The organism is Catenibacillus scindens (assembly GCF_014202115.1).
Taxonomy (GTDB): domain Bacteria; phylum Bacillota; class Clostridia; order Lachnospirales; family Lachnospiraceae; genus Catenibacillus; species Catenibacillus scindens.
Genome location: NZ_JACHFW010000001.1, coordinates 48,291 through 62,838 on the forward strand (window position 1 = coordinate 48,291; position 14,548 = coordinate 62,838).

At 48.1% G+C, this 14,548-nt stretch carries 12 protein-coding genes; all 12 read right to left on the reverse strand.

Annotation, left to right across the window (positions count from 1 at the left end):
• Positions 1–7: 7 nt before the first annotated feature.
• The 12 genes from HNP82_RS00220 to HNP82_RS00275 all read right to left on the reverse strand — a co-directional run bounded on the left by HNP82_RS00220 (position 8) and on the right by HNP82_RS00275 (position 14,495).
• Positions 8–1,324, reverse strand: coding sequence for a CdaR family protein (locus HNP82_RS00220; RefSeq protein WP_183770148.1), 1,317 nt, complete (start codon positions 1,322–1,324; stop codon positions 8–10).
• Entirely contained in the window at positions 1,302–2,183 is an 882-nt protein-coding gene (gene cdaA / locus HNP82_RS00225; RefSeq protein WP_456298367.1) for a diadenylate cyclase CdaA, read from the reverse strand. The genes HNP82_RS00220 and cdaA overlap by 23 nt, the downstream gene beginning before the upstream one ends.
• Before the next feature lie 99 nt (positions 2,184–2,282).
• Positions 2,283–3,620 (reverse strand): hypothetical protein, encoded by a 1,338-nt coding sequence (locus HNP82_RS00230; RefSeq protein WP_183770152.1) that lies wholly within the window; start codon positions 3,618–3,620, stop codon positions 2,283–2,285.
• Positions 3,604–4,044 (reverse strand): hypothetical protein, encoded by a 441-nt coding sequence (locus HNP82_RS00235; protein ID WP_183770154.1) that lies wholly within the window; start codon positions 4,042–4,044, stop codon positions 3,604–3,606. Before HNP82_RS00235 ends, HNP82_RS00230 begins: the two co-directional genes overlap by 17 nt.
• Before the next feature lie 233 nt (positions 4,045–4,277).
• Positions 4,278–5,918, reverse strand: coding sequence for an amidohydrolase (locus HNP82_RS00240; protein ID WP_183770156.1), 1,641 nt, complete (start codon positions 5,916–5,918; stop codon positions 4,278–4,280).
• Positions 5,896–6,897 (reverse strand): glycosyltransferase family 2 protein, encoded by a 1,002-nt coding sequence (locus tag HNP82_RS00245; protein ID WP_183770158.1) that lies wholly within the window; start codon positions 6,895–6,897, stop codon positions 5,896–5,898. The genes HNP82_RS00240 and HNP82_RS00245 overlap by 23 nt, the downstream gene beginning before the upstream one ends.
• Positions 6,894–8,441, reverse strand: a complete 1,548-nt coding sequence (locus tag HNP82_RS00250; protein ID WP_183770160.1) for a hypothetical protein — start codon at positions 8,439–8,441, stop codon at positions 6,894–6,896. The genes HNP82_RS00245 and HNP82_RS00250 overlap by 4 nt, the downstream gene beginning before the upstream one ends.
• Before the next feature lie 467 nt (positions 8,442–8,908).
• Entirely contained in the window at positions 8,909–10,504 is a 1,596-nt protein-coding gene (locus HNP82_RS00255; protein ID WP_183770162.1) for an ABC transporter substrate-binding protein, read from the reverse strand.
• A gap of 84 nt (positions 10,505–10,588) precedes the next feature.
• On the reverse strand, positions 10,589–11,605 hold the full coding sequence (locus tag HNP82_RS00260) for an ABC transporter ATP-binding protein (RefSeq protein ID WP_243164587.1): 1,017 nt from the start codon (positions 11,603–11,605) through the stop codon (positions 10,589–10,591).
• A complete protein-coding gene (locus HNP82_RS00265; RefSeq protein ID WP_183770164.1) occupies positions 11,598–12,596 on the reverse strand; it encodes an ABC transporter ATP-binding protein in 999 nt (332 codons plus the stop codon). The genes HNP82_RS00260 and HNP82_RS00265 overlap by 8 nt, the downstream gene beginning before the upstream one ends.
• Positions 12,597–13,523: an ABC transporter permease gene (locus HNP82_RS00270; RefSeq protein WP_183770166.1), complete on the reverse strand. Its 927-nt coding sequence runs from the start codon at positions 13,521–13,523 to the stop codon at positions 12,597–12,599.
• 27 nt (positions 13,524–13,550) lie between these two features.
• Complete coding sequence (locus tag HNP82_RS00275) at positions 13,551–14,495, reverse strand: ABC transporter permease (RefSeq protein ID WP_207720517.1); 945 nt, start codon at positions 14,493–14,495, stop codon at positions 13,551–13,553.
• Positions 14,496–14,548: the final 53 nt, after the last annotated feature.

Below are 14,548 nucleotides of genomic sequence, written 5' to 3' on the forward strand. Positions count from 1 at the left end.
CAAATCATTACTGACCGCTTTCCTCAGACTGAGACCCGGTCTGGGTCTGGGGCTGCGCCTCCTCCACAATTATGGCCACTTCCTGTCCCGGTGCCAGAGATATATTCTCAGGCAGACTGGCTGAAATTGTAGCCGAATACTCTCCAGGTTCATCACAGTTAGTGACATCCAGATAAAACTGACTTTTCTGCGAAGTATCGCTTCGGGCACTATCCAGATTCTCCTCTGTTCCTGTCACGGTAATAGACACTGTATCGTCACCGGAGGCAAGGCGGTATGTGAAATTTGAATTTTCCCCAATCAACTGTATATTTTCAAAAGATACCGGCCATGACGCCGAGACTTCTTCCTCCACTGTAATCTGGTAGGTGATCCCATTTTCCCGAAGATCCGAATCTACCAGCCGCAGATTATCCCCCAGATAGTCCGCAATAGGAAATACTCCTTCCGTGGTCTCCGTGAGATTCTCCTCTCCCGGAATGGAATAAGTGACAGAACCTCTGGAAATAATATCGCTCTTTTCCATATCTTCATCGGAAGCTGTGACAACGATCTGCTGGGGACTATAAGCCGTTCCAGTGATAGCATAACCATCCGCCGCAGTCACTCCGCTGAAATCCAGGATCACATCCAAAGTCTGTGTCCTCCATATCTCAACATTAACCCGAACAGGATTTTCAAGCTCAATATCCACAGTCTCCGCTGTGATCATATCGCCGTTTTTATCATATAAAACCGGCTGGACATCCTCTGAGAAGTCTGAACTGCGGCCCTCCACATTGACGGATACCACAAGCCTGTCCGCGTTCTCAAGGATTTTCTTTGGACCGCTGATAGTCACCAGGCTCGGCTCACAGGAAGTGCTTCCCACCGCGTAGCCGTCGGCAGGTGTCCCCGATGTGGTCACGGTCACATCCCTCTGTATTGTTGTCAATTCGTCAAGTTCAATTTGTAATGTATTGCTCTGGGGCAGAATCTCCACATTGCTGTCTACGTATGCCTTAGGCGTGATCTCCACAGGCACGGCATCCACAATAGACAGCTTAGACATATCTGCATAAACATTGAAATCAGAAGCACTGAGACGGTTGATCACGGAAGATCTGCCGCTGATGGTAAATCTGGCGGTCTCGCCGCTGACAATAGAATATGTATAGTTTTCATCCTGCTGTGAAAGTACTTCCTCATTGCGGACCTCAACGGTCTGTGTCAGGGTCTTTGTTGTCAATGGATCGGCTACGCTCTGGATCAGCAGCCAGATCACAACAGCCAGAACAAGAGAACCCAGTTTCAACCCCAGATTATTGGTCAGCTTTTTTTTCATTTTTCAAAATACCTTTCAACTTTCTGAATTTACCACCGGACTGAGGCGTATTCTTCTCTTCCTGAAGTTCCCGTCTCAGCTCATTGACACTTAAATGACTGTGCAGTACGCCGTCTCTGGCAACAGATACAAAACCTGTCTCTTCAGAGACAATAATGGTAATACAGTCGGAAATTTCGCTGATCCCCACCCCCGCGCGGTGACGGGTACCTAAAGCCTTGCTCAGTTTCGCGTTTTCCGACAGTGGCAGATAGCAGGTGGCCGCCACGATCCGATTATTTCTTATAAACACAGCGCCGTCATGAAGAGGCGTATTATGTTCAAAAATATTGATCAAAAGCTGGCTGGACACCTGGGCATCAAGAGTAATGCCAGTACGCTCATATTCATTTAATAGCACCTGCCGTTCAAGAACGATCAGGGCGCCGGTCTTTACCTTTGCCATATCAAAAACAGCTTTTATGATCTCCTCATGGCACTTTTCAGTCTCCTTGGACATCCGGTCCGATGAAGCAGACGGGTTAAAAATGGAAGACATGATCCGTTTTCGTCCAAGCTGCTCCAGCGCGCTGCGAAGTTCTGGCTGAAACAAAACAAATATGGCAATAACAATCACATTAAAGGTATTTGTAAAGATCCACAAGATCGTGGTCAGATCCAGCACATAGGCAATCACCGCAAAGGCAATGACTACAATGATACCTTTAAAGAGCGTCCATGCCCTCGTATTTTTTATCCACTTAAAGAGCTGGTAAAGGACAAAAGCAATAATAAAAATTTCGATAAAATTGCTTATCCTGAGATTGTCCAGCGATGGCACGGCCAGCCAGGAAAATATATGGCGAAAAAAATCGGAAATCGCATCCATACCCGTATCACCTGCCTAATCATAATATACTACAAACCAGCAAAGGTTTTCCCCTATAAAAGAAAGGCCCTCTGCGTTTACATGCAACAATTAAAAATCCGAATCGTCGGAACTGTAATCTTCCACAGAATCGTCATAGCCATCATCGAAGTCAAAGTCAAAACTTTTCTTTTCAGTTTTCGGCTGAGCCGGCGAAACCGATTTTGAAACCTCCGGCTTTGAGGAACCATTTTTTAGCACAGCACTTTTGGGAACCACAGTTCTTTGAGGGACTTTGATCTGAGGGATGATGATTTCGCTTTCTTTGGAGCTGTCTCCAAAGGAATCTCCCTCCTCCTCTTTTGGAACTGTCACATCGGGAATATCGTCACTCCGCGAGAAATCCTCCTCAAATACATCATCATCATCCATATGCCTGGAAAAAATACCTTTCAGGCTGTCTTTAAAATCTTTTTCGCCTTTTCCACGCACACGCTTTTCAGAGCGGGATGCTGCGGGCTGTTGCGGAGCCGCTTTTTTCTCGCTATGGTGGAGGGACACTCCCATTTTAGGAATTGCCCGCACATAATAGTAATAGTCATCGTCCTCAAACTGGACAAATTCTTTGCGGTTGTAATCCACAGAGCAGCGTAAAAACTGAACCACCGCCACAAAAAGGCCGGAAATAACACATCCAAGGAAGGTTCCCCCCACAGAAATCTGGACATCCACAATTCCGGCGCCTACAATCATACCGATAATCCCCACAAGGGTTCCGGCACCGATGGCAATGTACCAGGAATAATCAAAAGGCAGACGGCTGATCACATATGTGACAACGATCATCACCGCAAAAACACCGGCATACAAAAGCATGGTGTGATTTTCAAGAACATGGTCAATAACATACTGGTAAGCCGCCACAATGGCTTCCAGATCGGTTCCCACATCTTCCACCATAGGCGCAGCCTCCACAATATAACGGACAAAACTGGCTACAATAAAGCTGCAGGCCACAGGCACAATAGTAAAGGGAGTAAAAAACAGGCCGGCGATGAGCGGTACGACAAAATGAAGGTTTAACGGCATTAAAACAACAATCACCATCATCAGCACACCATGGGTGGGTGCAAATTTCAGATAGAGAAAATAAAATACCACAAACACAACAAAAGCCAACAGCATCATCACAAGAGACAGCCGGTATAAATGGATCAATGACACTATCGCCGCCAGAAGGACGAACACCGACGATGGGATGATAGCGCTGATCAGTGACAAAAGCACCTGAATCCCCAGATTGTTCAGTACGGCATAATACCCCAGATTGTCGTTGATATAACCAAAGACAAAAAACGCTACCAGGAATTTGAAAAGGATCTGGAAATAAGTTTCATAGCTTTTATACACCTGGATAATCTTTTCTTTATATTCAATTGCTTTCGTCATGATCTTCGCTACCTCCTGGCCATTCTTTATCGGACTCTTCCATGTCATCATACTCCTCGATCATGGTCAGATTTTTATTATACTGTTTCAGGCGCCGTTTCGCCCGGCTGTACTTATAGGGATAATACAGCAGACAGATGATCACATACACTACAAGGGCGAGAAAATAAGCCGTAAGCAAAAGCCTTGCCAGTGCCTCGATATCAATTTTAAAGATCAGTTGAAAAATATCTTCGGAAATGCACATCAAATAAATACAACTGCATAAAAAAACGCTAATGGTTACGCCAATTAACGTTTTAAGCATATTAAAACGCACATAGTCACTGCTGCAATACTGATTCATCTTTAAATCGTCCTTGCCTTCACGCTTTTCGTAAATGGCAGTACGGGTCATCAGACGGATCTTTTCCTTATTTAGCATAGATCTACCTCTCATACATTGTAACAATACAGATCTGCCATCTCTCATGGCTAACTGTCACCATTCATTTCTTCACTAAAGTCTGCTCTGTGGACATTATAGCACACTATATATCTAATTTCAAAATTTTTTACAAAATTTGTAGCAACCGTTTGGCCATCAGGAACGGCGCGAGATGGTTTATGCCTGCATAAGGACCAGACCGCGCCATTCCTGATGTGCAAAGCGCCAGTTCATGAGCAAAGAAGCGGCGCGGAATGGTCTTTCTCATAACAGATCTTTCCGCCCATAATCGTCAACTCCACAGAAATATCTGCAATTTCTTCAGGGTCAGTCTTAAAAATATCCTTGGATAAAACAGCCATATCTGCCAGATATCCGGCGGCAATTTGTCCTTTTTCTTTTTCATCAAAAGACATGTAGGCGCCGCCCCTGGTATACAAAGAAACCGCCTCGTAAACACTCAATCTCTCTGTGGGATGCCAGCCTCCTTCCGGCTTATGCTCCCCGTCCTTGCGAGTGACAGCGCAATAGATCCCCCACAGCGGGTTTAATGTCTCCACCGGGGAATCGGAGCCTCCCCCGATAGTCATACCTACATCAAGCATGGTCTTCCACATATAAGATTCCTGTTCCCGCTCTTTTCCAAGGCGGCTTCCTACAAGTGGCGCATCAGAGGCTGTGAATGCCGGCTGGATATCTGCGCCTATCCCCGCAGCGGCAAGCCGCTCTAAAAGATCCCGTCCGGCAATCTGACAGTGGACAATGCGGTGACGTAGCTTTTTTTGGAGCCAGGCATTCTGAGCCTTCTCCACAGCCCGTACACACTGTTCCACAGCCCCGTCGCCGATGGCATGAAACGCCATCTGCATACCGGATCTGTGCCCCAGTTCCACCACCTCATCGAGGGCTTCCTGAGTATAGACCGCAACTCCTCTGTTTCCCGGATCATCGGCATAGTCCTGGCGCATGTAGGCCGTTCTGGCCCCCAGGGAACCATCTGTTAATATTTTAATATTTCCAATACGGAAATATTCATCGCCCCACCCGGTAGTCATATTCCGCTGAAGGAAATTTTTAAGCTGGGGAACTCTCGGCTGCTGTACTTCTTCCCAGACTCTCACCGTCATTTCCCCTCTGGACTTTAAAAGGTCATAGGCCGCCATCACAGAATCGAAATCAGCGCTCTCCAAATCATCCGTGTGCATGGAAGTAATCCCGAAGCTGTTGGCAATATCCATAGTTTTTTTTGCGCTTCTTGCTAGCATATTCACATCCGGAACCGGGACCAGCCGCCGTATATAATCCAAAGCCGCTTCCCTCAAAATTCCGTTAAGGTGCCCGTTTTCGTCTTTATCCAGGACACCGCCGGTGACCACCGTGTCGTCATCATAGCCGGCAATTTCTAAAACTTTTCGGTTGACTGTCCCTACATGGCCGCAGATCCGGTCTAAAAACACCGGGTATTGTGTGGAAATACTTTCCGCCACATGAATGTCCGGCAAAATGGGATCATCAAAAATATTGTGGTCAAAGCCGTAGCCGATAACCCACTCTCCAGGCGCCGGAGGGTGTTCCTCTATAAAGGCTCTTCCCCGGACAATAATCTCATCCCAGGATCTCACCCCCCTTAAATCCAGGCGGATCAGATCAAGCCCTGTAGCCATAAGATGACAGTGGCTGTCTGTAAATCCAGGGACAACACATCTTCCTTTAAGATCACACAAATATGTATGTTTTTCCGCCATGGCAAGGATCTCCTCATCTGTGCCGGCCGCCTCGATCCGTCCGCCAGACACAGCCACCGCCGACACAGACGCCCCCTCCCGGATCATTGTATAAATCGTTCCGTTATAATAAATTGCTTCTATCATCAATATTTCCTTTCTCCCGGACATTCTCTCCGGGTGTACGCTCGCTGATAATGTATCTTGGTCTTCCTTTTGTCTCCAGATATGTTTTTCCCACATATTCCCCGATAATCCCCAGACACAAAAGCTGTATGCCACCCAGGAAAGCAACAATACACACAAGGCTGGCCCAACCGTCCACAGTGTTGCCGCTCACCCGCATGATAATAGCCCACAAAATGGCGATCAATCCCAGAACAGAGATCAGGGCGCCCACACCGGTGATCATGCGTATGGGGCGGATAGAAAGGCTGGTAATCCCGTCAAATGCCAGGGCAATCATCTTTTTTAGAGGGTAATGACTCTCCCCGGCCAGGCGCTCATGGCGCTCATAGTACACCGAGGTACTGTTAAAGCCAATAAGGGGAACCATGCCCCTGAGAAAAATATTCACCTCTTTAAATTGCGCCAGAGCGTCCAAAACTCTGGAAGAGAGGAGACGGTAATCCGCGTGGTTAAACACGACCTCTGCCCCCATCCAGTTCATAAGGCGGTAAAAACTTTCCGCAGTAAAACGTTTAAAAAATGTGTCTGTTGTCCGCTTGCTGCGAACCCCGTAAACCACATCCGCCCCGCCATGATAGGCGTCTACCATAGCTTCCATGGCGTGGATATCATCCTGACCGTCACAGTCAATAGAAATCGTAATGTCCGCTCTTTTCCGGGCGTCCATAAGACCTGCCAGCACCGCGTTCTGATGGCCCCGGTTGCGGCTCTGGGAAATTCCTCTGAAATGGGGATTTTCCAGGGAGAGATTTTTTATAATGTCCCAGGTGGCGTCTTTACTGCCGTCATTGACAAAAAGGATATAGCTGTCCTTGCTGATCTTTCCCCGGCCGGCCAGATGTTCCAGCTCTCCCAGAAATTCCGGCGCTGTCACTGGCAGGACTTTTTCTTCGTTATAGCAGGGAATGACAATGGATAATACTGGAAGTTCTCTCATTTTGCTCCTCCTGTTTTTCTTCTTAATCTCTCCAAACGTTCTTTAAATAATACAAGTCCAAAGGAAGCGCCGGGAATGAGCATCATCACAAAGGGAAAGACATACTGGCTTTTTGTCTCCCAGACAAGATGGAACAAAAAACCGCCCACCAAAAACAAAAAAGGAAACATGACTTTTAGATCCAGGCCGCATTTCATTCCGCCCGGCCTCAAAAAGATTCCAAGGACGGCGCCCCCGTAAATAATAAAAAGAATAGCTGCGCATAGGACCATAAGAATCTCATAACCTTCCTGGCCCGTATAAATATTTTTAAGTATCCCCTTATGGGTATATTGTCCCATATCTTCCAGAGGCCCAGACCATATGGACTGAAAGAGAGGGTCCGTCCATGTAGATATCGCCTTTGTTCCGAAAAAAACGGCAGCCTTTGCCGGATCACCAAGCAGCTCTGACACCCGGTCGTTAAGATCTTCCTTTGCCTGCTCCCCGGAAGTCTCCGAGTCCATATCCTTGTCCATATACACATTATAGTTATAGCCGTTAAACCACCCGCCCACAAAAGACGAGTCCTCATTATCCTGAAGTCCCATAGTCACCCACATGATTTTAGGAATTCCCCGGCTCAGATCAGCGCCTGCGGCCGCCTCATATCCCCAAGTCAGCAGTTTTCCCGGAATGAGAGCCGCCGCCACAATAGCCAGTGCCAAAATCAGACTCTTCCACCGGACTTCTTTCAGAAAATCCATAAACAGAATAATAAAGACGGCGATGGCTCCTATAAGATAATTATTTCGGATCAAACAGGCCATACCTACCCCGAAAACGGCTGCCGCCGGTGCAAATTTTCCCCTGCCGTAAAGCCATGATATTAGGCCGTAAACACCAATATAGAGAAAAAGGAGGCCGGGGATCAGTCCATAGACAAACAAAATGGAAAACAGGCCGGGGAGAAACAGAAAGGACAGCAGGATGGTATATCTGCGTGCCAGCCCGTTGTCAAAAAGCATCTGACAGCATTTCCACTGGATAAAATTAATGGCGATCATCATCACAAGATTTGCCAAAAAGAAAAAGGTAATATCGGCACTAAAGGCCATTAAGATCCGCTCAAAAGTGGCAAGACCCAACTGGTGGGGATAAATATAAAGATAGCCTCCCGGTTCAAGAGAGGAAAACCGTCCCTCATTCATAGACAGGGCGCTCTCAAAGACACCGTAGGCGTCGGACCGTACAGAAGGGTCCGTATTAAAGATCAGAAAACATCCTGCCACAGCATACAGGCACCCCAGGCAGAGAAAAAGTGTATGTTCAGGAATCCTGCCAATCTGCGGAGCCAAAACAATCAGCAGCCCAATCACGGCAAGAATAGCCAACCACACAAAAGGGTTCTGAAACTGAACATATACTTCTTCATTTTTATTCATGGGAATCCATGTCCGAAATATAAGCGCAAAGACACTAAGCAGCACAAGGGCCAGTGTCCCGGCCACCGTCACCGCTCCTGAGCAGAAACGGTACATAAAATTTAAAGGTGTCTTATTCATAACTCACTCTCCTGACTCAGTTCACATTTTCATGCAAGCATAAATATGTGTCTATTTGACCCTGGTCTCACCATATGAGTTGCCCGACAAATGGGCATGAGACACGGATTGCTCCGCACTTCGTACTCCTGCAATCCTAAAAACACCTCAAATCCGCTCATTTTTATGAGAAAAATGGCTGCTTTTCGGTGTTTTGCGCGCCACAAAGCCATGCTTACCTGCGCAAGCGCAGCCCGCATGACCTTTTGTCGCTTGTCTCACCATATTATATCTGGACTGGGAGAATAAGTCAACAACCGGACTTATCGCATAAAGCCAATTTCCCCACAGCAAGGTGATGGGGCATAAAATAGTGAATGCGCCCCCTTGGCTCACTGCCCGCAGGAACAACCGGGCTCGCACCACGAAAAAAAAGTGGGATTTCACCGGGCGAAGGATGAAATCCCACTTTTTTAAAGAGTTAAGGGTTACTGGGCCTGACGGAAATTTTTAAACTGCAGGTTCCACAGCCAGGAAGCATTAAGGGTAAAGCCTTCATAGCCTTTCTGCATGGTCACCTGGCGGTTTGGATACTCAAGGAAAATGTAAGGAACATCTTCAACAATAATATCCATGGCCTCAAGAAGGTAGCTGGTGCGCTCATCCGGGTCTGTACTCTGCGCCTGAAGGGTCAGAAGTTCGTCCACCTGGTCATTGGTGTAAACGGCTGTGTTCGATCCGCCCTCGCCGGTGTTTGCGCCGGAGTAGAGCGGCTCAATATTTCCCGCAATATCCGGATAATCTGATTCCCATCCGGCGATGATCATATCGTAATCTCTGTCGCCGTTTGCGTCCAGCATATTTCCAAACTGGTAAGCGGTATGCTCATCAGCGGAAACACGGACAATCTCCACGTTAATATTCAAGGCTTTCAGGTCTTCCTGAATCGCCAGTGCCATGGAGTAGCGGATGGATGCCTCTGTTGTCAGGAGCGTACAGTCAAACCCATCCGGATAAGCGGATGCCGCCAGATATTCTTTGGCCTGATCCAGATCATAGGTATAAGCCGGATGAGCAGCGGCATAATCATTCCAGGTTTCTGTGCTGCTTGTAAAAAGAGAAGAGTTGCTGGGCAGCATGGTTGCTGTCTCACCGGTATCTTTGACAATGTTTTCTTTAATATCCGCCACATCAATGGCTGAATAAATGGCTTTGCGAACATTCACGTCATCAAAAGGCGCTCTCTGGGTATTAAAGGCCAGGAAAGTCACGCCCATAGTAGGAATGCTCTGTACCTCAAGGCTATCGTCGCTCTCAAGTGTTTCCAGCATATCCGGCGGCGTGGACGCTGTAAAAGTCACCTGGCCGCTCTGTAAAGCTGTGACGCGGGTGGTGTCCTCAGGGATCACATTAAATACAAGGCGCTCAATCTGAGTATCGGCTGTATCATCCCAGTAATTTTCATTTTTCGTCAGAACAATACTCTGTCCGCTGGACCAGCTCTCAAATTTGTAGGGGCCGGTGCCAAGAATGCCGCCCTCGGCGGTGCCGAAATTATCGGCGTGTTCTTCATAATAAGTCTTGCTGATCACATGTCCGGCAGTGGTACCAAAAACATACTGCCATGTGGCCGACGGCTGAGACAGCTTAACAGTCAGTTCCCAGTCTCCGGTCTGCTCAATGCTTTCCACAGGTGCGAACATCCATTCCAGGTAGGAACCGGTATCTGGGTTCATCGTACGCTCAATAGAGAAAATTACGTCATCCATAGTCATGGGTGTGCCGTCGGAGAAGCAGACATCATCCCGGATCGTGTACACATAAGTTGTGTCATCGGTCTGACTCCATGAAGAAGCAAGCCATGGCACAAGCTCATTATTTTCATCAAATGTGAGCAGTCCTTCTGTGATCTGGTTGATCACAGGGTTTGTTGTAAAATCGTAAGCAAACGCCGGGTCAAGAGCAACAATATCACTGTCCAGGGCTACAGTAAATGTAGAGCCTCCGGCCTCCCTCCCTGAGCATCCGGATAGCAGGGACAATGCCATTGCGCCTGCCAGCGCCAAACTGATCCATCTTTTCATAGTGAACCTCCTTAATAAAAGAATATAACGCGTAACAGTTGTGTCATCCGGGATGGGACAGCAAAACTGCTACAATAGCGAGGGTCAGGATTTCCCGCCCTCTTTATATCTATGACAGGCCACAAAATGGCCGTCGCCGACATCGGTAAGCTGGGGGCTAACCTTTTTACACTCCTCCGTACAAAAACGGCAGCGTGAAGCGAAACGGCAGCCCAGAGGCAGATCAATGGCGTTGGGGATATCCCCCTCCAGCATAATCCGCTGTGTATTAGCCTCCGGATCCGCCTTTGGGATGGCGGACATAAGAGCCTGTGTGTAGGGGTGGAGCAAATTTTTAAACAGTACCTTTGTGGGGGCCACCTCCATGACCTTTCCAAGATACATCACTGCCACCTGGTCACATATATGTTCAACCACGGTCATCTCATGGGAAATAAAAAGCATAGTCATCCCCATCTTTTTCCTCAGATCCGTAATGAGATTTAAAATCTGAGCCTGTACAGACACATCCAGGGCGGACACCGGCTCGTCGGCCACAATAAAACTTGGGTCTAAAATCAGCGCCCTGGCAATGGCCAGACGCTGGAGCTGGCCGCCGGAAAGTTCTCCTGGGCTGCGGACAAGCATATCCTCCGGCAGATGAATATAATCCAGAAGTTCTCTGATCTTCTCCCCGGTCTTTTCCTGGCTCATGCCATAGACCTGCCCCACTTCCCGAAGTGACGTACCGATCTTTAACTTAGGGTTAAATGAAGAGTAGGGGTTCTGGAAGATCATCTGCATATCTCTCCGGTAATTTTTCATCTGTCTTCTGGAAAAATGGGTAATATCCTGGCCTTGAAAGATCACCTGGCCGTCGGTAATGTCAAAGAGACGCAGCATGGCCCGCCCCAGAGTGGACTTACCGCAGCCGCTCTCGCCAACGATACCGAAAATCTCCCCTTTTTTTATTTTTAATGAAACACCGTCCAGAGCTTTCAGCGTCTTTTTTTTACCTTTTGAAAAGCTCCCTCTGGCCACGGGATAATACTTTTTAATATCCCTGACATCCATTATGATTTCCTGATCACTTTCTGTGATCATTGGTTCATTCTCACGCATTTTTTGTCACCTCCGGGCCTTCCTGGGATATTAAATGACAGGCGGCAGTATGCCCCGGCACGTCCTGGCACCAGACCGTCCCAGGCGTCCGGTCGCAGGCGGCAAAGCGCTTAGGGCACCTGTCGCGGAAAGGACAGCCCTCATTTCTGGCAAAAAGCTGAGGCGGGCTTCCCGGAATAGTTGGAAGATACTCCTCCTCGCTCCCGGCCCTGGGTATACTGTCAATCAGGGCCTGGCTGTAGGGATGAGCAGCATTTTTAAAAATAGTCCGGGTGTCTGCCGTCTCAACAACCCTTCCGGCATACATAACCGACACGCGGTCGCAGACCTCCGCCACAATGCCAAAGTTATGGGTGATCAGCAAAATCGCCATATTCATATCCCGGCTGAGATTTTTAAGAAGTTCCAGTATTTGGGCCTGGATAGTCACATCCAGGGCCGTTGTAGGCTCGTCGGCAATGAGAAGTTTGGGACGGCATGCAATAGCCATGGCGATCATGACTCTCTGCTGAAGGCCGCCGGAAAGTTCGTGGGGATACTGGTCGATCCGCTTCTTAGGCGGCTCGATCCCCGCCTTTGCCAAAATTTCCAATGTCTGCTCCCTGGCCTTTGCCTTGGAACATTTCTCATGGGTGAGAAAACACTCCTCAATCTGCCGTCCAACGGTCATCAGGGGATTTAAGGAAGTCATCGGATCCTGAAAGATCATGGAAATTTCCCTTCCCCGGATCTTATTCATTTCTTTTTTTGATAATTTTAAGAGATCTTTTCCCTCAAAGATAATTTCCCCCCGCATACGACTGCGGGCAGGATTTTGAAGGCCCATAATGGATTTTGACGTCATACTTTTTCCGCAGCCACTCTCCCCCACAAGGCCGTGGATCTCGCCAGGAGCAATATCCAGACACACCCCGTCCAGGGCGTAGACAATGCCACGGGTAGACATCAGATCCAGAGACAGATCTTTTATTTCAAGTAATTTATCTGTCATTTATGCCGCACCTGCCTTCCTGCGCTGTTTTTTCTCATATTTCGCGAAGCTAGGCAGCTTTCTCTGAACAGGTTCAAAGTACTGATGCAGGCCGTCGCTGAAAATATTTAAGGCCACCACCGTCACAATAATGGCAATGCCTGGAGCTAAGGCAAGGAGCGGATTCTGCAAAAGGAAATTCCGTCCCTCGTCCAGCATCGCTCCCCAATCCGCCGTAGGCGGCTGAACACCAAGGCCGAGAAAGCTTAAAGATGCCAGGTCCAGTATAGCGTATGCCAGGTCCAGAGTCACCTGGACAGTCACTGTGGAAATACAGTTTGGAAGAATATGGACAAACATGATCCGAAGATCTGAATATCCGATGGACATAGCCGCTTCCACGTAGGTTTTGTTTTTTTCCACAAGTGTCAGAGACCGGACAAGACGGACAAGCATAGGCACATAGACAATACCCAGTGCGATAATGGAATTGCTCACCCCTCTGCCAAAACCGGCAACAAATACAAAAGCCAGAAGGAGAGACGGGAAAGACAGAACCACGTCACATATACGGCCGATGACCGTATCTATCCATCCGCCGTAATACCCGGAAAACAGTCCCAGAGGTATCCCTATGACCATAGACAATACAACAACCCCCAAAGCGCACAGAAGTGTTGTACGGCCGCCGTAAAACAGGCGGGTCAAAAGATCCCGTCCCACATTATCCGTTCCCAGAAGATGATTGGCCCCCGGCTGGGCCAGGGCCTTGGACAGATCCTGCTCCGTGGGAGAATAGGGCGAGATCACAGGGGCAAAAATACAGCATAATATAATAAGAATAAGCACAGCCAGGGCGATGGCCATAGGCACTGTAAAAAAGGAACCTTCCTTGCGCCTTTGGGTCCGGATCAACGGCCTGTGCCAAAATAATCCACTAAATTTCATTATGTACGCTCCTTCGTCATGATGGTCTTATGCTTTCCCCAGACGGATACGGGGATCAATAAACGCATAAACAATATCTACGATCAAATTAATCACCAGAAACAGCGTTACCAGCATCAGGGTGATTCCCTGGACCACAGGGTAATCCGACGCTTTGACGCCGGAAATCAGCACATCCCCAAGACCTCCAAGGGCAAATACGTTTTCCACAAGCACAGCCCCCACCACCATGGTACCGATCTGGATACTGGCCACAGTGATCACCGGGATCAGGGCATTTTTAAAGCAGTGGCCCATAACTACCTTCCGGTATGGAATGCCTTTAGCGATGGCTGTAGTGGCATAGTTGGAATTGAGCTGCTCGATCATATTGCTTCGGGTGATCCTGGCAATCAGGGCTACCATATTCAGACTCAGAGCCAACGCCGGCAAAAACAGGTAATACAAATTGGACACAAAATCATAGCCCGTCCCAAAAGTTGGGAACAAATTCAAATTCAGGGCAAAAACGATCATCAGCACGATACCTGTCAAAAACACCGGCGACGCCACAAAGATCAGCGTCAATATAGAAAGCGTCCGATCCAGGGCCGTGTTCATTTTCACCGCGCTGAAAACTCCGACAGGTACAGCGATAATAATGGACAAAATGGCGCTCATAATGACAAGCTGCAATGTTGTTGGAAGCCGGTCCGCGATCAGTGACGTTACCGACTGACGGTACTGGAAACTGTCGCCCAGATCCCCCTGAAGGGCGTGGGTGATCCATATAAAATACTGTTCCGGATAGGAACGATCCAGATAATATTGTTTTTCCAGAGCTTCCCGGGTTTCCTCACTGATACGCCGCCCTTCGGTCATGGACGCGATGGGGTCCGATGGCGCCAGCCGCACTAGAAAAAAGATCAGAACAGAGGCCGCAAATAAAATAGGAATAAGCTGCATCAGCCTTTTTATAATATACCGGATCAATGATAATCCTCCTCTCTTGTATAGAAGCCGCCGGTATTTCCCTATCGGGACTC